The 20,889-nt window shown below is 50.4% G+C and carries 18 protein-coding genes; 4 read left to right on the top strand and 14 right to left on the bottom strand.

The window, feature by feature from the left end; all coding sequences use genetic code 11:
• Positions 1-38: 38 nt before the first annotated feature.
• The 12 genes from KIS77_05865 to KIS77_05810 form a co-directional block, all read right to left on the bottom strand.
• A complete protein-coding gene (locus KIS77_05865; protein ID MCW5921851.1) occupies positions 39-2,957 on the bottom strand; it encodes a T9SS type A sorting domain-containing protein in 2,919 nt (972 codons plus the stop codon).
• Positions 2,958-3,164: 207 nt separating this feature from the next.
• A complete protein-coding gene (locus KIS77_05860) occupies positions 3,165-4,094 on the bottom strand; it encodes a hypothetical protein (GenBank protein MCW5921850.1) in 930 nt (309 codons plus the stop codon).
• A gap of 154 nt (positions 4,095-4,248) precedes the next feature.
• The gene (locus tag KIS77_05855; protein MCW5921849.1) at positions 4,249-4,776 is read right to left on the bottom strand and encodes a hypothetical protein; all 528 of its coding nucleotides are present in this window, start codon (positions 4,774-4,776) and stop codon (positions 4,249-4,251) included.
• Positions 4,777-4,845: 69 nt separating this feature from the next.
• Positions 4,846-5,892 (bottom strand): hypothetical protein, encoded by a 1,047-nt coding sequence (locus tag KIS77_05850; protein ID MCW5921848.1) that lies wholly within the window; start codon positions 5,890-5,892, stop codon positions 4,846-4,848.
• Positions 5,846-6,331 (bottom strand): hypothetical protein, encoded by a 486-nt coding sequence (locus KIS77_05845; protein ID MCW5921847.1) that lies wholly within the window; start codon positions 6,329-6,331, stop codon positions 5,846-5,848. Before KIS77_05845 ends, KIS77_05850 begins: the two co-directional genes overlap by 47 nt.
• Positions 6,332-6,419: 88 nt before the next feature.
• A complete protein-coding gene (locus tag KIS77_05840) occupies positions 6,420-6,611 on the bottom strand; it encodes a hypothetical protein (protein ID MCW5921846.1) in 192 nt (63 codons plus the stop codon).
• Positions 6,572-7,165 carry a hypothetical protein gene (locus tag KIS77_05835; GenBank protein ID MCW5921845.1) on the bottom strand — a complete coding sequence of 198 codons (594 nt, stop codon included), beginning with the start codon at positions 7,163-7,165 and terminating at the stop codon, positions 6,572-6,574. The genes KIS77_05840 and KIS77_05835 overlap by 40 nt, the downstream gene beginning before the upstream one ends.
• A gap of 863 nt (positions 7,166-8,028) precedes the next feature.
• The gene (locus KIS77_05830) at positions 8,029-8,685 is read right to left on the bottom strand and encodes a hypothetical protein (protein ID MCW5921844.1); all 657 of its coding nucleotides are present in this window, start codon (positions 8,683-8,685) and stop codon (positions 8,029-8,031) included.
• Between the two features lie 341 nt (positions 8,686-9,026).
• Complete coding sequence (locus tag KIS77_05825; protein ID MCW5921843.1) at positions 9,027-11,282, bottom strand: hypothetical protein; 2,256 nt, start codon at positions 11,280-11,282, stop codon at positions 9,027-9,029.
• 6 nt (positions 11,283-11,288) lie between these two features.
• Positions 11,289-11,954 carry a metallophosphatase domain-containing protein gene (locus KIS77_05820; GenBank protein ID MCW5921842.1) on the bottom strand — a complete coding sequence of 222 codons (666 nt, stop codon included), beginning with the start codon at positions 11,952-11,954 and terminating at the stop codon, positions 11,289-11,291.
• A 293-nt stretch (positions 11,955-12,247) separates the two neighbouring features.
• Positions 12,248-13,690, bottom strand: coding sequence for an Asp-tRNA(Asn)/Glu-tRNA(Gln) amidotransferase subunit GatB (gene gatB / locus KIS77_05815; GenBank protein ID MCW5921841.1), 1,443 nt, complete (start codon positions 13,688-13,690; stop codon positions 12,248-12,250).
• 3 nt (positions 13,691-13,693) lie between these two features.
• Positions 13,694-14,809, bottom strand: coding sequence for a DUF3667 domain-containing protein (locus KIS77_05810; protein ID MCW5921840.1), 1,116 nt, complete (start codon positions 14,807-14,809; stop codon positions 13,694-13,696).
• Positions 14,810-14,929: 120 nt separating this feature from the next.
• Here KIS77_05810 and KIS77_05805 point away from each other — a divergent pair, with 120 nt between their 5' ends.
• Together KIS77_05805 and KIS77_05800 are read left to right on the top strand one after the other, a co-directional pair.
• Positions 14,930-15,862 (top strand): amidinotransferase, encoded by a 933-nt coding sequence (locus KIS77_05805; GenBank protein MCW5921839.1) that lies wholly within the window; start codon positions 14,930-14,932, stop codon positions 15,860-15,862.
• Positions 15,863-16,143: 281 nt separating this feature from the next.
• Positions 16,144-16,509, top strand: a complete 366-nt coding sequence (locus KIS77_05800) for a hypothetical protein (GenBank protein MCW5921838.1) — start codon at positions 16,144-16,146, stop codon at positions 16,507-16,509.
• A 315-nt stretch (positions 16,510-16,824) separates the two neighbouring features.
• On the opposite strand, the gene KIS77_05795 is transcribed toward KIS77_05800, so the two are convergent.
• Both KIS77_05795 and KIS77_05790 read right to left on the bottom strand, forming a co-directional pair.
• Positions 16,825-17,055 carry a hypothetical protein gene (locus KIS77_05795; protein ID MCW5921837.1) on the bottom strand — a complete coding sequence of 77 codons (231 nt, stop codon included), beginning with the start codon at positions 17,053-17,055 and terminating at the stop codon, positions 16,825-16,827.
• Between the two features lie 355 nt (positions 17,056-17,410).
• Positions 17,411-17,887 (bottom strand): GNAT family N-acetyltransferase, encoded by a 477-nt coding sequence (locus KIS77_05790; protein ID MCW5921836.1) that lies wholly within the window; start codon positions 17,885-17,887, stop codon positions 17,411-17,413.
• 230 nt (positions 17,888-18,117) lie between these two features.
• Between KIS77_05790 and KIS77_05785 the strand changes: the two genes are divergently transcribed.
• Both KIS77_05785 and KIS77_05780 read left to right on the top strand, forming a co-directional pair.
• Entirely contained in the window at positions 18,118-19,677 is a 1,560-nt protein-coding gene (locus KIS77_05785) for a GH3 auxin-responsive promoter family protein (GenBank protein ID MCW5921835.1), read from the top strand.
• On the top strand, positions 19,674-20,159 hold the full coding sequence (locus KIS77_05780; GenBank protein ID MCW5921834.1) for a hypothetical protein: 486 nt from the start codon (positions 19,674-19,676) through the stop codon (positions 20,157-20,159). Before KIS77_05785 ends, KIS77_05780 begins: the two co-directional genes overlap by 4 nt.
• The last annotated feature ends 730 nt before the right edge of the window (positions 20,160-20,889 follow it).

Below are 20,889 nucleotides of genomic sequence, written 5' to 3'. Positions count from 1 at the left end.
GGCAAGCCATGTGCGGCTTGCCCCAAAGTGAACCTGCTTTATTTCGACACGACGAATTTCAGGCACTCGCGCTGCCCGTCGGAATAGAGGATTTCGAGGTAATAAATGCCCTGCGGCAACATAGCCACACCAACACTTGTCTGAGGAGACACAATCTGCTGCTCCGATACCAAACTGCCAAGGGCACTAAGGAGCCTAACACTCCCTTGCTTGCCGTTGGGAACGATCACAGTAGCCATCTCGAAGGCAGGGTTGGGGACTACCTGAGCGCGCTCAACATTTTTCAGGGAGGAGTACTCGGTCGAACGAGGCTCAACAGGCGTAAGCGGTTCGGGTGCAGGGTAGCAGTCTGCACGGTTGTCATCAACCAATCGAGCGCACTCGGGCAGGATGCTGCGTGCCCTGTACACGGCCATGCCTCCGATTTTGGGGCACAACTCCGCTATCGTTTCCAAGTTTCCCTGCTCTCCTTCTGCCAACGCACCGTTTTGGAGGTAGCCAATAAAAATCGAGTTCACGGTCTTTTCGTAACCCTCCCATTCGTTGGCGTTGCTGATGCTGTTGTTGGTTTGTTGTACGCCTGCAAGGGCACTTTGGAGATTTTGCTTGTAGGTGGCTTGGAAGTTAGCGACATTTTGCAAAAGCACCATCAACTCGGCCATTTTTTGTTGTTTGGCGGCTTTGGCGGCTTCTTGCTCGGCCGGCGTCGCAGCGTTCTGCCATGCCTGGTCGGCAGCCTCTATTTGAACCAGCATATCGTCAATTGATATGCGGTTGTTCGTTGCGTCATTCCGCAGCGTTGCGTCTCCGTTCCGCGCGGCATTCAAAGCAACGGCAACCTGATACAATTTGTCTATGTTGCCGCCCTCTTTTGCGGACTTGAAAGTTGAGTATGCCGGGTAGAGGCTTTCAAGCGAGGGATTTAGTTTTAGGGCGAAGTAAAGTGCGTGCTCAGCCTGCCAGTTCATGGACGGGTTGCTAAATTGCGCTGCCAGAGTCCCGTCGGCAACCGCTCTTTTTAGTTTGGTGTCGCCGTTGCCCGGCCCCACAATTTCGTCAATACAAGCGCCTGCCGGAGTACCGCTTTCTTGAAACCACCACTCGATATTGTTATCTGGGAACAAATCCCGAGGGTGGAATGGATTGAAACCGGGGCCAGTCAAGGCAGTAGATTGCGGTGTGTGGACACGGAATTCAGATATCTCAGCAAAATCCGGATTCATACACTCCGCCTGTGGCGTAATGACAAAAGGAAAGATGAACCCTTGGTATTCCGCCGTCCACTGGTTGCCCTTTTGGATTTGGTCTTCGATCCAGGACTGGTCAAAGAGGGTCAGGAGTTGTGACCCGTAAGCGATGTTTCCGGTCAAATCCGTTCCGTTGTTCTGGCCGCCAAAACAAAACATGCGGTTGGCGTTCAGCGATGTATTGGCGCAAAACTTGGTGTTTTTGAAATTCGATACCTGTATGCCGCAGAGGTAAGACTGCAAATACAGGCCTGGCTCAAAGTGGTTGTCGCTCACCTGATTTTCAGTGCCTTCTGACCCTTCCAGAATCATCCCAGTAGCCCAACCAAATTTTGGCAGGCCGTTGTAAAACCTGTTCCCGATGATGCCGAAGTCGTATTTGTTCCCAGAACTCCAAATGCAAGTGGGGCTGCCGGCATTGAGTTGGTCTTGAATGTCAAAATCATTGTTGTAGATGTCTATTTGGCTCTCGCTTGGAAAATCGCCGCCCAAGAGTATCCCTATCGCGGGGCCTCCATAAAAGTGGAGCGTGTTCTGCGCCATGCCAATGGCCGCCCCCCCACCGATATCGGAACCTTGGTGCCAGACTCCGATGACCCTTTTTTGTCCCGATGTCAGGTCGGCAGAAAAAAGGTTTCCAGAGATTTGGGTATTGCTTGCGACAGCGTATCCTTCTACATGAACCCCATAGTATAAATTCAGGCCTGAAATTAGCAATGGCAGGTTGTCGTCCCAACGAAAGTAGCAATTGCCGGAAATGGTGACGTTGTTTGCACTTTCGATGTGGATGCCTTTGTCGTACCCATTCAAAAATTGTGAGGCTCTCAGGTTGATGTTGCCCTTGTCCATAAAAATGCCATCGCGCCGGATACGCTGAAAGATAAGATTTTGGGTGCCGATATACGATGCGCTGCCTTCCGAGTATATGCCGTATTGGATGTCAGAAAAGGTATTTGCCCCAGGCTGAAAAGTGTAGAGGTAAGAATCTTTTAGTTTGACCCCGGCATAAGTGATCTCGTCTGTCGTGCCGTTCAGGGGCGCGTCGCAGGTGAACCGGTTGTTGGCAAACACCCAAACCAAGGGCCCCGGCACCCAGATGCTGGGGTATTGGGTGAAAAGTCCTATTCCTATCCGATTTCGGTTGAAGGTCGTCTGTTGTATGGACAGGGCACATAGCGCGAATGTCGAGATTGCTTTTTCGGCATCCTCTATCCTTGTGTTGTTGTAGGTCGAGATGCCGGACAGGAAGCCCAGCGTGATGCCTTTCCAAAGGCCGTTGCAGGCGAACAGCTTGGAATTGTCTATTCCGAGGGAGGCGCCGCCGTCATACAGATTGGGGCTGCCCGCGATGGCGATGGTCACTCCGGGATTGATTTTTACCACCGCGTTTTGGAAAACAAACGGCTCGTCCACCTCGAAGTCGCCGACGACGCACACGTTGCCGCTTAAAGACGCGCCGATAAGAGAAGATTTCGGGAACTGCGTGCCCGCGCCAATCTGGGTCTCGCAGTTGAAGTTGGGGTACTGCTCGCAGAGCGTCTGCTCGGGAGTCCCCGTAAACGTGTAGGTGCTTTCAGGGCATTTGAAGATTTCAGTGCCCTGTCCCCATGCAGCAATGCTCGAAAGCATCGGTAGCGTAACAAGTAGCAGAAATGTCCCAAGCGCGTTTGTCGGCATGTGGGGAAATCGGAAATGGAGAAAACCGTTCATAATGAAACTGTTTGGTGGGTGAAAAATTATGGTTTCAATTATGTTGAACGCATTGACAAGCAGGTGTTCGGTCCTGTTGTCTTTGCGCTGAACGGTTGGATGTGCGCAGTGCCGCCGTGCGTGGGCTTTTGCGGGTGGGCTTTCGGCGGCATTGGCGCACATCCGTTGTTATCCCATTTTTTATATTCCGCTGATGGTGATGCTTTATCAGTCCTTCGTTGCTCCCGGTGCGTTCTTGTTGCTGTACTTTTCCTTCTCCGTTTTGAGCGAGGTGAGCCACTCGACGTACATCTGTTCGGGCATCTGCCGATAGCCGAGTTTGTAGAGTTGCATGTAGAGGCTGTTCATTTCGTCCCATTTCGCCTTGCCTTCGGGCATTGCTGTTACTTCTTTCAGATAGGCATATTTCATTTCCTTCTGCATGGCTTGCAGTTGTTTCAGGCGGGTCTCTGCTTTCAGAAGGATTGCGTTCACATAATCGGGGAAGTGTTTCAGGGCGAGGTCGCAGCACTCAATGACGAATTTCCCGTCATTGTCTGGATATTTGTGGTTATATCCTTGTGCCAAATCGAGAACGCAGAGGGCGATGCTTTCCTTTTCGCTCAAAGTGTCAAGATAGATGCCGTTTTGTACTGCTTGGAGCGAAATGTAGCCTGATGCCATGAGCCAAGCATCAATTGGAAAGGATGCACTTGTGAGTTCGGTGTTGTACCAGCCGCCTTTTTCCGCTCTTTGCTTGATATAGGTATGATTCGGGGCGAGCGAAAGGTATGCCTTAACCCCAAGTTCATCCGCCAATATCTTGTACAGGTATGGCAAAGAATGACAATTCCCTTTCCTTGTTCGTAGGAGTTTGGTCACAAACATATTCGACCAATCTTTGCTGCCAAAAATATCATCAAAATCATACCTGTATGGCATGAAAACGTAGTATGCTGTATCGTAAAACAGGGCAATCGTCGTATCAGCCAACGTCCTGAACATTGCCGAATTGGTCTTAATTTTTGCCAAATCTTTGCCTTCGTAAATCAGACTATCGCTTTTTTCACGCATCATGACCAGTTGCACCAACAATTCCAGTTCGTCCTCAAATTCTTGTCTGTAAAGAAGGTTGTCGAAATAAGTATCTTCGGTCAAGAATACAGCATCTTTAAACGCAAGACCCCCATGTTCTAATCCACCTTTTAACGTCAATATTGCTTCCTGGTATTTTGATTGACTGGATAAGGGCATCCCCCATGCCATAAGAGCCATGAAAGCAAAAGTCCAAATATGACTGCCCAATATTTTTTTAATCAAAAGCATCTTTATCATAAATTTTTAATAATGGCTGTAAACTTGAATTGCACATCCCAATCACAATTTTGTTATCTGTGTTAATATAATTTGTATCAAATTTTGAAACAATAAAAATTCCATTATTGCACGCTTCAATACCTGATTTTGTTCTTATCGCTTTTTTAATGGTTGTTTCACTCTTAATTTGATAATACTTGTTTAGATTGTGAGAATATGTAAACCCCGTAATTTTGCCGCTTTTTGCTATAAAGATGATTGATGACAATGTTATGTTTACCTCCCCTTCAAAATAATGATGTATGAAATATATTTTGCTCCACTCTTTTACAGGGTTATTTGCTAATGAATAATCCAAAATTTCTTTTAACTTAACACTGTCAATATAAAAAATTTCTTTTCTAATCATTTCAATATTTGACAATCCTTTTTGGGCGATTTCTTGGTTTTTCTCAATTATATTGTCAAATTGGGTTAGTAAGTTTTTTTGCCAAACTTGATATTTAAAGTCAGACTTAGCCATGTAACTTTGACTTTTGCACGAGAGTACAAGCAAAATTAAGTATATGCAAGTAATGCTGTTTTTCATGTTTCAGTCAATTTTTCTTGGTTTAACTTTTTGTTCGTACCTAATGTCGTTTTCTTTTTTTCGAGTGTTTAGTTCTTCTCTTGAAAGTGTAGCACCTGTTTTGCTTTCTGGAGCAACAACCCCAGTGTCAGTTTTGTCATTTTTTCCGGCCATATTACTTTCCGCATGATACAACTCATGTGCTAAACCGATTTTTGCAGGTCGTCCTCTCGTACCGTCTTCATTTACCACATTATCACCTTTTTTGTTTGGATTAAATGAAACCACCGAACCAGTACCCGTACCATTTTGAGCGTCTGCTTTGGCAGCGTCTGTAATTTTTCCATTTGAATTTACGGGGTCGGTTGTATTGTTTTCACCTGCAACAATTGTAACTGTATAATTCTTCACACTTCCATCATCTGACTGAACACCTTCAATCAAGTTGCGTACTAACTCGGTTCCTGCACACAAAGACATATCTGATGTGTTGCCACTTGCCCGTTCACTGATGGTTACCTTGCCGCTCTTGTCCATTGTCAACTTATCATTCGTCAAACTTTGAAGATGAGAAAGATAAGTTCCACGTTGAGCATCTGCCGCATCGCCTCTCCCTTTGATTGAAATGATAATATCCATCCCATCCGGGTCAATGAAAAGTATCGGATTATCAATAGCGTAATTATACGGAGACCAATTCGGATACTTCGCCGCCAACGGGTCGGGCGAAAGCCACCTGCTCACCACTTCCGCCTTTAAGTTGTACTCCCCGTAAAGCGTATCGTTTTCGATGACGGTGACGACCTCGCCAGTCACCCGGTTGAACATCACCGAGCCAAAACGAAAGGTCGTGTCGTTCGGAAAACTCTCTTGGTACTTTCCGTTGCTCAAAGTCAAGACCTTGACCTTGATGCCCAGTTCCTCGAAAGGCTGTATCGGCTCGTGTTGAGCGAAAAGGCTGCCGCAAAAAGGATTGCAAAAACGAGTGTCAGATACTTTTGCATAGTTGATATGGATTTCAAAGTTATGGTCTGATGATTTCTTTCGGCTGTCTGCCCTTCTCCGTTTCAAAGGACTTCAACCAACGCTCGTAGGCATCCTGCGGCATTTCCTCGAACCCAATCCCGTCAATCTGCCCGTAAACCTCGTGCATTTTCAGAAACAGTTCGTAGGCTTTCGGAAATTCGGGGAGCCGCTCGACGGGCGGTCTGCCCAACTGGTCAATGACATAAAAGAACAGATAAGTCTGGTAGTCCGATTTCAGTTGAAGTGCATAGACGTTGTTCGGGCTGTATTCCAACGACTTTTCAAGGCAATTTAGCACGAAATTGTCAAATCCGTACTTGATGGCGTAGCCTTTCGCCATGTCAGCAAGGCAAGCGGCAATCACTTCACACTTTCCCATGGTATCCATGTAGATACCGCTCCGCAACGCCTCCGCCTTGATGTAGCCCGAACTCTGCACCCAAACGTCAGTCGTGTAATAACCGTTGGTCGCTTCGTAGTTCAAATATTGCCTTTCCCGTTGTCCACTTTGATGTAAGTATGCGAGGGCGAATAAGAAAGCCAAGCCTCCACGCCAATCTCCTCCGCCAAAATCAAGTATAAAGTGGCATGGAATGGCATTGACCTTTGCCACTGCCCATGAGTTTCGTCACAAACTGCTTTGACCAGTCCTGCTTGCCCCAAGGGTCTTCAAAATCGTAGCCGTAGGGCTTGTGCGTGAAAGTTACCTTCCCTGTTTCGTCCTTCAACTGCACCGTGTCCGCCAAAACTGCCGCAATCCCCATTTCTTGGCGGTCGGTTTATTGAAGTCGTAGCCGTTTTGCTCGATGTATGTTTTGATGATGTCGGCATTGCTTGAAATGTCCGACGAAAACCAGTCGTAGGTCATTCGGTTGTCGTAATAAGCGTTCTCTGTCAGGAAAACGGCTCGTTTCAGGTTACAAGGCTTTTCACCTTTCAGCATTTGGTTTATTTCATCGAAGGCTTGGCGATAAAACTCCGTTCCTGCGACTTGGCTTTGGTCGGGAAACTCGTATTTTACCTCTCTTGGGTTCATATCCCGCTCTATTTCCGCCAAAAGTTGCTGCTGTTGCATCCTTCTCTGCTCGTGCTGCTGCACCTCCTGCATTATCATCTTGTTTTGCCGCTGGATGTTGGCGTTCGGGGCAAACGGGTTTGCCGTTTGTGGCTGCGGGTTTGGGAAACTGATGACCACCTGCGGCGCAAGCGTGGCGGGTTGCGGCGGCTGCGGGATGGGTATTCCCGGGGCAGTCGGCATCTGCCCGATTGCCTTTATCGAGGCACAAATGAGTATCGCTGTGAGTGTTTTATATTTCATTTTTCATCTTTTTTATTTCATTGTCAAGTGCTTTTATATTATATTTTTATTGTTTTATTTTATTTTTTAGTTTGGGATAACTCTTCTTTCCCGTCACCCCTAATTGACGGTTAAATTCGCTTTGTCGCCCGCCGGGGTTGCGTGTATCCAACTCGAATCGGCTGGATACACGCAACCCCGGCCACAAAAAAACGCAGCGTGCCGGACTGGGCTTGTCTGCAATTGACATAAGTAGCATTTGTAAACAGCGACGTGTAGCTTGTATTCTGCTTGCGCGACGAATTCGCCCACAGAAGGGAAGCGGAAAGCAAAAAAGCGAGGCGGAGGGTGCGATGTTGCATGATGATTGCTTTGGACGAGGAGCTGGCTCCGAGCGGGCGAGAAGACCACGCTCGCCTTTGACGGACACAAAGTTGCGCCCCACCATTCTCACTCATTGAGAATGGCCAAAAAAAATTTTTGACTCATCGTGAATCAAGGTGGAGCGGTTTGTTGCCGTCGGCGGTTGTAGGCGAACCTCGCCTGCACAACTCGGCAGATGCCCTCAAAAAGAGAAATCGTTCGGATAGAACCCAAAGGCTGTCAATCCAATCAAGAAAAGCTATAAGCCCATGGAAAATATGAGCCAGGAAAGATGATAGTATAGTCAACGCAAATCAGCCCCGTCCGCTTCACTTGGCCGGGCAAGCCCCTGAGTGTAGGTTCTGACAAGATTGTTTTGAACGAACGGCGCTCGCAATCCTTTGAAAATCATACAAATCGATGAAGGAAATCCCTGTCTTGTCAACGGGCAGATTCAAATCCTCTTTAATCTGGGTATAACGTTCCCGCTTACCTGACTGAAAGAACACTCGCCAAACACATCACTCACAACCTGCTTTCAAATCGCGCAGTTCCGCTCGACTATTCACCGTCACCAAGGAGCCGTCCGCTGTCATTTTCACCGTGAGCGGGAACGTGATGTGTGGATGCCCCGCGCCGGGATTATCGTGGAGCCACACCCGAACGAGTTGGTGGAGTTGGAGCCGATTGTCAACCGATGCCGTAGTACCATCGGGAAACTGTACAGTGAGGGGAAAAGTGATTTCAAAACAAGACAACTGACGGCGTGTGTGCTGCCGTGGGTCTTGGTTGCCGAACTTGCCCCGACAATCCGCACGGAGCCTGCGAAACTCGTTATCATTGTTGAACGCGATAAGGTCGCCCTCTTCAGACAGCACTGAAATTGGGAACACCAAAGACGGCGCGAAACGAACCGGACCGTTGGCATGAAACCAAGCGCGAAGCGCCAGCTTCATGTCGTCGTAAGAGTTGGCTGCGGCAGTGCTACCGTCAGGAAGCGTGAATTCCACCGGGAACAGCAGCTCATAGCAGCCAAGCCTGCCCAAGCCGCCGCGCTCCTGAACGTTGTAGAGCGCCTCGGCAATAGCCTCTTCCTCCGTGAGTTGTTGTTCCTGCTTGTCGCAGGCGACAAACAATGCCAGTGCCCATACCGACAACATGAACATGGGATGCATCATTTTTTTCATCGAAAACAAAATTTTAGAGTGAAATGGTTGAGTTGTATTTTCCCATGTTAGGTCAACCGCAAATGCAAGGGTTGCATCGGTCTGAAAATTAGACTTGTTCCGGTGGAGGGCTTTGAGTGAAGGGGATTGTCATTTTTTCGGCTGGCGAAGCAAATTTTGCAGTCGAAATCGGGCATATTCGGCGAAAAATGTAACGAAGCCAGTCGGAAAAAGGGCTTTCCCTTCGCCAAAGGCATCCACCGCAACAAGTCTGTTGTCAGTCAAGGCAATCTCGCAAAATCATTTTCATCCGGGCATAACTGCGAACTCGCGTTCCGAACTTTCGTCACATGCTACTTTGCCTCGTAAATCAATTCGCCGCCAGCTTTCATTTCCACCTTCCATGCAGCAGAATGTGGCTCGTAGCCACCCAGTTTTGTGTTTTTCAGCGTGAAATGTGCCCCATTGTCGTCTGGCATCGGTAAAAGGAAAGGGTGGGTGTCTTTCAAAGCTTTTAAGTGGATTTTGGAGAGCCTTCCTTCTTTCAATGTGGCGCTGACGAGAATCGCCCCTTCCGCAAGCAAATTGTTGAATGAGACTTCTTGCCAGTCGTCCGGCAATGCGGGAAAAACCCGTATCGCGCCGTTTGGGCTTTGCAACAACATTTCCAGTACCCCGGCTGCAAAGGCAAAATTGCCTTCCAGCGTGAACGGGTCGCTGGCGTTGTTTGAGTAGCCTTTGCCTGTTTGGTCGCCATTCAGATGGAAAGAGTTTTGGGAGACGAAAGCTTCGGCAAAAATGCGCAGTGCATCGCGCGCGCCGTTGCCATCGCGTGCACAAGCCAGCAAATTGGCAAACCATGAGAACGAATAACCCGTCCAAGCGCCCGTCCCTGTGTCGTGGAGCTGCGTCAGCGATTGCTTGATGACACGGCGTTCGTCTTCTTTTCCCCAATCGAGCAATCGAAGCGGGTGAATGGAGAGCAGATGCGAAAAATGCCGATGGCTTTCGTGGTGCGTCAATTGTGGGGCGATTTTTAGGGCGCCATTCTGTTCCATGTAAAATGAGGGCAGTTGAGATAGGGCTTTGAGCCATTTTTCAGCCTCCTTGTCGTGACTCAAATCGCTGGCCACTTCGGCGGTTTTTTCAAAAAGAAAACGTGCGAGGGCGAGGTCGTGATTAGTCCATGAATTTGGAAACCAAGCGCTTGCATGGTTGTCGTTGACTTCAGGGCTGGAGCTGAGGGGCAATATCCGTTTGCCGTTTTCGTCGAAAAAAGAAAGTGCTTCGAGGTGAGTGGCCGCGTCGCGCAAAAACGGCCATGCGTGTTTTTTCAAAAAAGTACGGTCTTGCGAGTAGCGCCATTGCAGGTAAAAATGCTGAGCCAGCCAAGCCGAAGTTGTGGGAGAGCAGGCATATTGAATCCAGCCGCCGAGCGGTTCGCCGTTCAGCGATTCCACCCCCGGAACATTCAGCCCGGGCGTGCCGAAAAAACGGCGGGTGTAAGCGCGGTGTATTGAGCCGTTTTTTTCCAGATGATTGAGATAGCCTATAGCCAAGTCGAGGTGATTGGCGGTGTAGGCGGGCCAATAACTCAGTTGGGTGTTCAGGTCGTGGTGAAAATCGCTTTTCCACGGTGGCAGACGTCCGTTGTCTGCCGTCCACACGGATTGCAGGTTAATCATGGGCGCGCCTGCCCGGGCTGCGCAGCCAAATTTGTAAAGGTCGAGATAATACTGGCGCTCGATGACCGGGTCGGGCAGCGAGACGGAGGATTTTGCCCAGAAACCCGCCCACCATTTTTTTGATTCGGCAAAGGATTTTTCAAAGCCGCGTCGGAGTGCTTTTCGCACGGATTTTTTTGCGCCCGATTGCGCGGATACGCTCCAAACGCCTTCCACTGCGCCATCCGCTGAGGCACGCCACGCGATGGCAACTTCATAACTGGCCCCGCCGTAATAGGGTTGCGTGTAAGCCCGCAAGTGTTTGCCCTCGACAATGGCACCTTGCCGATAACCCAACCGAGACAGGTCTCCGGGGCCTGAGTAGGCCGGAGCAATGAGGCTAAAGAGAGGGTTCGACGCATCTTGAAAATGGGCGGGGGCACCTTCGATTCGGAACCAGCCTTCCTCGCGGCTTGCATGGACGAATGTCCTGATAACCAATTTTTTGGACAGATAAATAGAGGCCAGCCCCGTCGAAATATCCAATTCGGCGCGTTGCATTTCGACATCCGTTATCTGCCATTCCACAGCCGCTGCCGGCAATTTGGTTGGCCCTGCTTCCTGCTCGTAGGGCCTATCGAAGTATTCTTGCACGAGGTCGTAGTTGTCCTTTTTCACTTGCTCCGCGACCCACTGGTAAGAAAACTCGGGCCGAGCAAGTCCCTTCATGGGGCGAGTATCCCACAAGTCGGCACGGTCAAGCGCGAAGCGAAGGTTGTTTTCTTTTTGCCAGATGAGGCAGCCCAGCATTCCGTTGCCGAGGGGGAGGGCATTCTCCCAGCGAGTGGGCGTTTTGTCAAAAAGCAGGTTGTGTTCGGGTTTGGGTTGCGCCATCACGAATCGGGCAACACAGCAAGCAAACAATACAAAGAGTTTCTTTTTCATTGATGGTCAGATGCTTTCGTGAATAATGGAAACGCTCACCTCACTCCATTCCACTAAAAAAGGCTTGTTTTTCGTGTTGTAATTTTCGTCCAATACGGAAGCGTTCAGAAACAAAGTGCCGCCTACTTCGCGCCGTCCGTAGCCTTCGTGGATGTGGCCGAACACATGAATCTTCAATTGCCTCATCTCGCTGACTTTGTGCAGCAAATCGCGGCAGCCGACGGGACGTGGGTCGCGCGCCACCTCGTCGAGTATGCCGTAGGGTGGTCCGTGCGTGATGAGCAGTTCGGTATCTGCCGGAATCAAATCCCAGTGACGGCGAATGTCGGCCCCGCGCTGTCGGTTGAATGCCCAATCGAAAAACCACGGCTGAATGGGGCTGCCCCAGATTTTGATGCCTTCGACCTCGCGACCCGAATCGTTGAGATAAATCACGTTCTTGGGGAGCATGCTCTCGAACAAGGCGGGTTCGTTTTCAGCGATAAAATCATGATTGCCAGCCACAAGCACTTTGTGCCGATGCGGCTGTGCCGAAAACCAATCGAGAAATATCTGTGCCTCGTGCATCAGCCCGCGCCGCGAAAAATCGCCCGCATGGACAAGCATATCGCCTGGCGGCAATGGCAGGCTGTCATGTTTCAGGTGGGTGTCGGAGATGAATACGATACGCATTTTTCGCAAGGTCAAAAGGAAGAGGCATTTCAAATTGTGGCAAGTAAATCGGAACGCTGTCTCGGTATATGCCGGAGCAGCGTTTCGGCGTACAAAAGCGGCCTTTTGAAATGCGCCCGTTAAAAGATTTTTCGCAACGACTTAGGCAGGGCAGCGCCTCGAAACACATTTCCCGTCACGCTTGGTGCTCTCATCAGGCAGGGGAGAGATTTTAGGGCGCTGCGGTCCTGCCTAAGTCGTTGCGAAAGTTGGTAGTGAGACTTTTGTGCCTCGTGACTTTGTGGCAAAATTTATCACCTCAATTTCTCCTCCAGCAATCGCGTCGCGGTTTTTGGCTCGGCTTTTCCCTTGCTGGCTTTCATCATTTCGCCCATGAAAAAGCCGATAAGCCCTTTTTTGCCTTTTCGGTATTCGGCCACTTTTTCTGGGAAACGCGCCAGCACTTCGTCGGCTATTTTTTCCAAAAAATCGCCATCGGCATTTTGGAGCAGATTCATTTGGGTGGCCAAAAGGGTAGGGGAGTGTTCGGGTTTTTCCAATATTATCGGGAACAGCCGTTGATAAGCGGTGGAGGTGCTGACTTGCCCGCTTTCTATCAAATTCAGAAACTCGAGCCATGTCGCCGAGGGCACGGGGCACTCGTTCATGGGTGTTCCGGTCGAAGCAGACCACGGGAGCAATTTGTTGACAATCAGGTTGGCGATTTGTCGGGGTGGGATTGCTGGTTGTGGGTTGTTGCGGGTTGTGAGTTGCAGAAAATAGTCGGCGATTTCGCGTTCCTGCGTGAGTAGCGCCGCGTCGTGAGCGGGCAGGCCGTATTTTGTTTGAAATGATTGTTCCAACACCTGTGGCAAGGGCGGCATTTCGGATTCGATTTTTTCCAACATCACCGCTGAAACCACGACGGGCGGCAAGTCGGGTTCGGGAAAATAGCGGTAATCGTGTGCTTCCTCTTTTTCGCGGAGCGAGTAGGTGGTGCCGGATGCCGCATCAAAACCACGAGTTTCTTGCTCCACTTTTCCGCCCGATTCGAGGATGCCGATTTGTCTTTTCACCTCAAATTCGATGGCGCGGCGGGCAAATCGCATGGAGTTCACGTTTTTGATTTCGCATCGTTGGCCGAGCTTTTGCTCGCCCGACTTTCGCACCGACACGTTCACGTCGCAGCGCAAAGAGCCTTCTTCCATGTTCCCGTCGCTGATGCCGAGCCACCGCACGAGGCGGCGCATTTCGGACATGAAGGCCGCGACTTCCTCGGCGCTGCGCAGGTCTGGCTCGGTCACGATTTCGAGCAGGGGCACGCCCGCTCTATTGAGGTCAATGAGCGATTCGTGCGGCGCTTGTTCGTGCAGGCTTTTGCCCGCATCTTCTTCTAAGTGAATGTGATGCAAACGCACGGTGCGTCGTCCGCTGTCCACCGTGAGCTGCCCGCCAAGGCAAATGGGATTGTTCTGCTGGGTTGTTTGAAACCCCTTTGGCAGGTCGGCGTAGAAGTAGTTTTTTCGGTCGAACGTGCTGTGGCGGGCGATGTCGCAGCCGAGCGCGAGGCCAAGCCTGGCGGCGTATTCGATGGCCTTTTTGTTCAAGCGTGGCAGGGTGCCGGGGTGGGCGAGGCTGACGGCGCTGGTGTGCGTGTTAGGTGCGCCGCCGAACGAGGCGTCGTCGCCACAGAAAGCCTTGGAGCGGGTGGCGAGTTGGACGTGAATTTCGAGTCCGATGACGGTTTCGTACGACATTTTTTAAAAAATGAAAAACACAACGATGGAGCCTAAGATGAAAAGTACCACGAAGCCTGCCGTGTAGAGAACGCAGTATGTCAGCCACTTGGCGAGCGTCGTTAGCCAACCTTGACCGTAAAAACGCCACATGGCGAAATACATGGCCAACGCGGTGCCCACGACGAACACTCCAAGGGAGGCGTATGGGAGCAAGCCTTGCCAGATAGCTATGATGGCCAGCAACATGACCAACAGCGCGCCCGTGTGAAAATGCAGCAAGAAGATAAAATGCTCCACATAATAGCGTTTTTGCCTCAAGTAGAGCAGGCTCAACAGGCCCGCCATGACCGCCACTAGCGATAGTAGCGTCCATGTCAGACTGCCGATGATGGAGTGCGCCAACGTGTTGGGGTCGCGCAGACTTTTGATGCCCTGCCTGACGGCAACCTGGTCGAATCGTCCTGTTATTTGGTACCGCTGCATGATTTCATCGGGTGTGTAGCGCCCCACATCAAGGGCGGAGATGCGAATCTCACGGTTCACCAAGCCTATGGTGATTGTGTCAACGTCCAATGGCAGGGTATCGGAAAGGCCAACACCAAGTTTTGCCAGATACTTGCTTTGGTAAGATTTGAGCAGACTATCCATGCACTGTTCCGCTTCGGCGGTGCGCCAATCGGCGGGCAAGTGCCGATAGTCTTGTCTCAAATCCTCCAAGATGGCGCGGTATTCTATTCGCTGGAAAAAAGAACGGCTATCAAGTCTCACCGTGTCGCCTCGTGCGTTCACGGCAAGGGTACTGGTGTTGAAGAGATTGTTGGACTTTCGGGCTTGGGCATCTTTCAGCGCCCAATTGAGCATGAGCAGAAAGAAAAACATCGCCACGGCAAACAATCGGAAGGGATGCGGATAACGGGCTTGTTTGCCTTTGAAAAATTCCGACGTGACCATGCCCGGCACAAACAGTTGCCACGCGGTGCGCAAAAATTTGCCTTCCAAATGGAAAATCGTCCGCCCAAGCCGCGACAACAGCTCCCTCATGGTGTACTTGCCATCAGTGTCCTTTTGCCCGCAGTGGGCACAGAACTTGGCCTTGTATGGCAGCGGGTGGAAGCAATTGTGACAATACCTTTTCATGCAGGATTTATTTCAGCGCCAAATTACGCCCGATTTTTAACCCGCAAACAAACTCACCCTACCTTTGAGCGCCCAAAATGCCTGCCAACCAATCATACAACCGAACATAAGCCACTATCCATGCGTCAGCAAACCACTCCACACATTCTAATGGTGCGCCCGGCCAATTTCGCCTTCAACGAAGAAACCGCCGCCAACAATGCCTTTCAAAGCCGCGACGGCAAGCTCAGTGCCGAAGCCATGCGGCAAAACGCCATTCGAGAGTTTGATGAATTCGTGAGCAAATTGCGTGCGGCGGGCGTGGATGTCATTGTCGCCGACGATTCGGCCTCGCCTGCCAAGCCCGATGCGGTGTTTCCGAACAATTGGGTCACTTTCCATCAGGAAGGCTATGTCGTCACCTACCCCATGTTTGCGCCCACGCGACGGCGCGAGCGGCGCGAGGAAGTGATTGCGGAAATCCTGCAACGCGGTTTTTCCTCCAACCAGCGCATTCATCTCGAAAACGAGGAGGCCAATGACCGCTTCCTCGAAGGCACGGGCAGCATCATTTTCGACCACCCAAACCGACTCGCGTACGCCTGTCTCAGCCCGCGTACCGACGCGGACTTGCTCGAAAATCTTTGCCAGAAAATCGGGTATCGGAAAGTCGTGTTTCACGCACAGGACGCCAACGGGCAAGACATCTACCATACCAACGTGATGATGGCGCTGGGCGAAACTTTTGTGGTGATTTGCCTCGACTCGGTGCGCGACCCGCAGGAACGCCGTGCGCTGGAAGAAAAATTTGCCGCGACAAACAAAGAAATCGTGGACATCACGCTCGAACAAATGAACGCCTTCGCTGGGAATATGCTTCAAGTGCGCAACACCACTGGCGACACGATTCTCGTCATGTCCGAGCAGGCATATCGTTCGCTTTCGCCCTCGCAAATCAAAACCTTGGAGGCGCATACCAGACTGCTCCACAGCCCCATCGAGACCATTGAGACCTACGGCGGTGGCTCAGCGCGATGTATGATGGCAGAGGTGTTTTTGCCGCACACGGTTTGAAGGCTTTAGGGTTTGAGGTTTTTTTGCACTTCTGCCAATCCCAAACCCTTAAACCTTCAAACGGTGGCATTTCAAATTGTCGCAAGTAAATCAGAACGTTGTTTCGATATATGCCAGAACAGGGTTCCGGCGTACATAAGCGACAATTTGAAATGTCCCCCAAACCCAAAACCCTAAAACTTTCTCGTCCTCCCCTGTAACCTACCTTCCATCCATGCTGTCAGAGGCGGCATCAACAACGTTCAGAACCACCTTTCCTCACAACTAAAAAAATACAGAATATGGAAGAAGGTAAAATGGCCATCATGTTCCTCTTTGGCGTCGTGCCAGTCAGCACGTTTCTCATGATTTGGGGTATGCGCTATCTTGAAAACAAGGAAAACATGGCGATGATAGAGCGGGGGATGGACCCCAAAGCCAACAAAGAGCAGGAGCAGCGTCGTCTGAATCCCTCCAAGACCTTGAAAGACAGTCTTTTGTTTATCGGGGCAGGTCTTGGGTTGCTTCTGGCGATTGTGCTGTCCAAAGCACTCAGCATCAGTGGCCCCGGCCTCTACTTTGCGCTTATCGCCATTTTTGGCGGTCTTGGCATGTTGGGCGCTTATCTCTATGAGCGCAACAACCCGCCGACGGAACCGGGACAATGAATACACGGTGAACGGCACACGAAGAAGCGATTAAGGGGGTGCGCTCGGAAGTTTGAGGGGGTTCAATTGGTTGACAGGCCAATTGAACCCCTTGTTTTTGGGGCAATAAGCTTGCCTATTCGACAAAAAAGCAGGCACCCAGCTTGCGTCGGGTGCCTGCAAAACCTCCGTGTTATTGCTCTGCTATGGTTATGCTAAACTTGTTTTACAACTTGATTTGCCAAGATTTGTCAGATGAGCATGATTGTCGCTTTCGATTTTGAACGGATTGTGCCTTCAACCATGCGAAAAATTGACGGCGAGGCTCATAGTGTTTTATGAAGTCGTTGCGTGTCGCGTTGCGCGAGAAGTGAATTTGCTTCGTTTGGCGCTGATGATGACCTCGGGCAACTTTTGCTCGGTCGTGTCCGGCTCGGCGCTCGGTGCTTTTATCTCAACGGCTGGCAATGTTTGCTGCATGATAACTGACTGATTTTTATCGAGATAGTCAAGCACCAAAAAGAACGTGGCGACCGAAAAAATGATGGAGATGGCGATGCTTTTCATGGCTTCGAATGCTTTTTATCAAGTGATGCCACAAAACTATCCTCCATTGCCCGCGAAACGCCAACGCAATGACGTGAACACTGCCCTATATGCGACGAACTGGCAAAAACGCGCAGTGAGCCAGCATATTCTGACAGAACTCGCTATTGAAAAACACTAACGGAAAGATGATTTGGTAAGAATGCAAGGTGCTTTGGAGTTGTTTTCAAAAAGTTGCTCAATAGACTTGCAAGGCGGGGGCAAGGTTGCAGTTGGTGATTGTTTTTTTTCTGGAATATCAACGAACGCGACACCTCGGCCTGCGAACGACATTTTGGGCGGCTCCAATACTTGGGGCTGCGAATCCTTTGCCGCGTCACCCCCTTGCCCCCTGCGCCATTGATTTTTCCATTTTAAAATTAAAAAAATCCACGCCGCGTAGAGTCTTGCGTTGCTCGCCAGTCACATGAAAACCTTGTTTTTCAAAAAATCCCCTTGCGGTGATGCTCGCCTCGGCGCTAAGCACGGCGATGCCCTTTTTGCGAGCGACCCGCTCTACTTGTTTGAACAAAGCAGAGGCGATGCCTTTGTTCTGAAAATTTTTATGCACAAACAGGAAGTCAATCAGCCCTTCGGCAGTAAGACTGATGAACCCGACAATTTCTTTTTGACATTCCACCACAAAACAAAGCTGGCGGTCGAGCTGTGCCCAAGCCTCTCGGTCTGGCTCGACGGGAGCCCACGCCGTCAGCTGTTCAGGGGCATAGTCACGGGCATTGATGGTGTGCACCGTGTCGAAAAAGAGTTGCTGCAGATGTCTTTTGTCGTCGTGCCGATATGCTCTAAGGAACATGGGTTTACCGAAAATTAACTTCGGCACAAAGGAACGTTTACCTGTGTTACCGGATGTTTAAATTATCGTTACGTTTTGCCGCTCTTGCCCCAAAGCCGAAATCAAACGCACCCATTTCCCTTGATGTTGGTCGAAGCCCTTGTGAACAAAATCCTAAATTTTTACCCGCTGCGTCCAAAAAGATAATTTTGCCCTCGTTTTTTAAAGCCAATAGTTTTTTTGAAATACTTATGTCCTTGCTCGGAACGCTGATACGCAGAGGCGCGCAATTAGGCTCTTTGGCCGAACGCCCGCGCCTTTCTCCCCATGACCTTCAGTACAATCAACTGCTGACGCTGTTGCAAAAAGCCAAACGCACAGCCTTTGGGCGCTATCACGGGTTTCACGAAGCACTCCTCTCGCCCGACCCTCCCAAGGCGTTCGTCCGGCAGGTGCCCGCCACTGATTATCAAGGCATCTACGACCGCTGGTGGCACAAGGCGCATCTGGAAGACCAGCCCGATGTCTGCTGGCCGGGCGTGATTCCTTACTACGCCCTGTCGAGCGGAACAAGCCAGTCGTCCACCAAGTATATCCCCGTCACCGAGGATATGCTCCGCGACATGAAGCGTGGCTCGCGGCGGCTTTTTTTCGACATCACGAAATTTGGCCTTTCCTCCCGCCAGTTCACCAAACAGATGCTTATGGTCGGCTCTTGCACCATGCCCAAGCGGGAAGGCCTGCACTGGACGGGCGACTTGAGCGGCATCATCGGGCTGAACCGCCCGATATGGCTGGAGCGCTCGTATCGCCCGGGGCGCCACATCACGGATTTGCCCGAATGGAGCGAACGCATCGAGCGCATCGTGGCCGAAGCGCCCACATGGGATATCGGCTTTTCGGTGAGCAACCCCATGTGGTTGCAACTCATTTTGGAAAAAATAGTGGAGCGATACAAGCTTCGCAACATTCACGAACTGTGGCCCAATTACGAGGTGCTGGTACATGGTGGTGTCTTCTTCGAGCCATATCGCCCCACGCTGGAACAACTTTTTGGCCGTTCCATGCACTATGTGGATAGCTATATGGCTTCCGAAGGTTTTTTTGCATATCAAAATCGGCCCGACACCCGCGCCATGCGTATGCTGACGGATTGTGGGGTCTATTTTGAGTTTGTGCCTTTCAACGACGAGAATTTTGACGAGAACGGCGACCTGCGTTCCGCGTTCCCGCCCAGCCTCAGCCTTGAGGAGGTGAGCGAGGGAGCGCATTACGCGACGCTCATATCCACCAGCGCGGGCGCGTGGCGCTATTTGTTGGGCGACACGATTCAATTCACCAACCTTCGGCGTTGCGAGTTTCGGTTGACGGGCCGCACCAAGCAGTTCCTTTCGGTGTGCGGCGAGCATCTATCCATTGACAATTTGAACGCTGCCGTACACCGCGCCGATGAAATGCTGAACGCGGGTGTGCGCGAGTTTACGGTAGCGGGTGTACGGGAAGGCTCCTATTGGGCGCACCAGTGGTACGTCTCTGTGGAAAATCCGGCAGTCTCCCCCGAAGCATTTGCTCAGGTCGTTGATGCGGAGCTTCGCCGCCTCAACGACGACTACGCTGTCGAGCGTGATTATGTACTTAGAGACGTGCGCGTGCAATTGCTGCCCAATGAGATATTTTTGGAATGGCTCGGCAAGCGTGGTAAGTTCAATGGCCAAGCAAAAATCCCCCGTGTCATGAAGGGGGAGCAACTGGCGAATTTTATGACACACATAAATAATAAAGGTGTGGCCACTCGAATTGAAACGGCATGAAAAAACTCACCTTCCCCGATTTTGTCGCCAAATTTCCCCCCATCGCCATGCCCGTCACGCTTGGCGAGGATACCCACCATGCTTTTAGCACCGAAAACTCGCCCCTATCCGACGAGTTGATTGCCCAATTCATCCTCCCGACGGAGGCTACAACGCCCGACGATGAATTCACCGAGTATGTGCCCTGCTTCGCCATTGACGACACAAAAGATTTTGTCGCGCTGGTATGGTGGAAGGCTGAGCTGATGAATTACGAGTATGTGTTGGCCACCTTCAACATGAAGGGGCAGTTGATTGACCGCGAGGTAATCGCTTATACCCGGGTGGATGCTGGCAAAGTGTCTCGGGCTGTCGCCACCATTAGTGAAGGGTTGGAAATCAACATTGCCGCAGGTGCCTCATCGGAGGGCAGCGACGCTTACGACCCTGCTACTTCGCGGATGCTGGAGATGGAGATTTTGCCGACGGGAGAAATTGCGTGATGTTATGTATTGACTTACCCGATTGCATTGACATCTCTCAGGGACGTGCGGGCAACCACATTTTCACAATATTTTTTCCCTTTTGTGCGAGAAGTATTGGCCGAACAAGCCTATTTTTCTCTCTAAAAAATTCATTGTCAATGTTTTATGGCGAAAATAGAAAAGTTTTTCGTGTCGAAAAAAAAATCGCCTTTGGCATGATTTTTTCCGCTTCTACCAATACCTTTGCCATTGAATAATTCTTTTTAATCCTTTAATCCGTAAATCTCATGGAGAGAATATGGCGCGTAGGCGCATGAAAACCCGCCCTTTTTCATTCCCGGCTTTTCTCTTTCCTCTCCTCTTTTTTCCCATCCCGATTTTGCAGGTGCCCTTAGGGGGTATTCCTGTATTATTTATTTGTCACTGTGTTTAGCCGTGTGTTCCGACCGTATATCAAAAGCCGCCGTGAGTAGGCTTTGTGAATAAAACGTGTCGACTAGTTTAGTTCGGACTCAAGCAAATGACACTTAGTTGATAATTGGCACAGGTCGTCCCTGAATACCGGGATTGCTTATTGCATCTTATTTGGGCATAATCGTCTTTGTTTTTCAAAGCCTGAAATAAACTTTTAACATTAAAACAGTTTTTTTCTCATGACAAAGTTCTTTCCTAGTTTACGCAAATCGCTTGCGTGCGTGGTAGTCTTTGCATTGGCCGCTTTCTTTTTTGCTGAAAGCGCACATGCACA

This window comes from Saprospiraceae bacterium (assembly GCA_026129545.1).
Classification (GTDB): domain Bacteria; phylum Bacteroidota; class Bacteroidia; order Chitinophagales; family Saprospiraceae; genus M3007.
The sequence above is the reverse complement of the archived record's forward strand: the minus strand, read 5'-3'. Positions and strand labels throughout refer to the sequence as shown.

Bases quoted from the DNA above. Each gene is read 5' to 3' on its own strand.
- KIS77_05835 (MCW5921845.1), bottom strand. From the start codon at position 7,165: ATGAAATATAAAACACTCACAGCGATACTCATTTGTGCCTCGATAAAG.
- KIS77_05820 (MCW5921842.1), bottom strand. From the start codon at position 11,954: ATGCGTATCGTATTCATCTCCGACACCCACCTGAAACATGACAGCCTG.
- KIS77_05855 (MCW5921849.1), bottom strand. From the start codon at position 4,776: ATGGCTAAGTCTGACTTTAAATATCAAGTTTGGCAAAAAAACTTACTA.
- KIS77_05780 (MCW5921834.1), top strand. From the start codon at position 19,674: ATGAAAAAACTCACCTTCCCCGATTTTGTCGCCAAATTTCCCCCCATC.
- KIS77_05805 (MCW5921839.1), top strand. From the start codon at position 14,930: ATGCGTCAGCAAACCACTCCACACATTCTAATGGTGCGCCCGGCCAAT.
- KIS77_05790 (MCW5921836.1), bottom strand. From the start codon at position 17,887: ATGTTCCTTAGAGCATATCGGCACGACGACAAAAGACATCTGCAGCAA.
- KIS77_05800 (MCW5921838.1), top strand. From the start codon at position 16,144: ATGGAAGAAGGTAAAATGGCCATCATGTTCCTCTTTGGCGTCGTGCCA.
- KIS77_05830 (MCW5921844.1), bottom strand. From the start codon at position 8,685: ATGATGCATCCCATGTTCATGTTGTCGGTATGGGCACTGGCATTGTTT.
- gatB (MCW5921841.1), bottom strand. From the start codon at position 13,690: ATGTCGTACGAAACCGTCATCGGACTCGAAATTCACGTCCAACTCGCC.
- KIS77_05865 (MCW5921851.1), bottom strand. From the start codon at position 2,957: ATGAACGGTTTTCTCCATTTCCGATTTCCCCACATGCCGACAAACGCG.
- KIS77_05810 (MCW5921840.1), bottom strand. From the start codon at position 14,809: ATGAAAAGGTATTGTCACAATTGCTTCCACCCGCTGCCATACAAGGCC.
- KIS77_05795 (MCW5921837.1), bottom strand. From the start codon at position 17,055: ATGAAAAGCATCGCCATCTCCATCATTTTTTCGGTCGCCACGTTCTTT.
- KIS77_05785 (MCW5921835.1), top strand. From the start codon at position 18,118: ATGTCCTTGCTCGGAACGCTGATACGCAGAGGCGCGCAATTAGGCTCT.
- KIS77_05840 (MCW5921846.1), bottom strand. From the start codon at position 6,611: ATGGGGATTGCGGCAGTTTTGGCGGACACGGTGCAGTTGAAGGACGAA.
- KIS77_05825 (MCW5921843.1), bottom strand. From the start codon at position 11,282: ATGAAAAAGAAACTCTTTGTATTGTTTGCTTGCTGTGTTGCCCGATTC.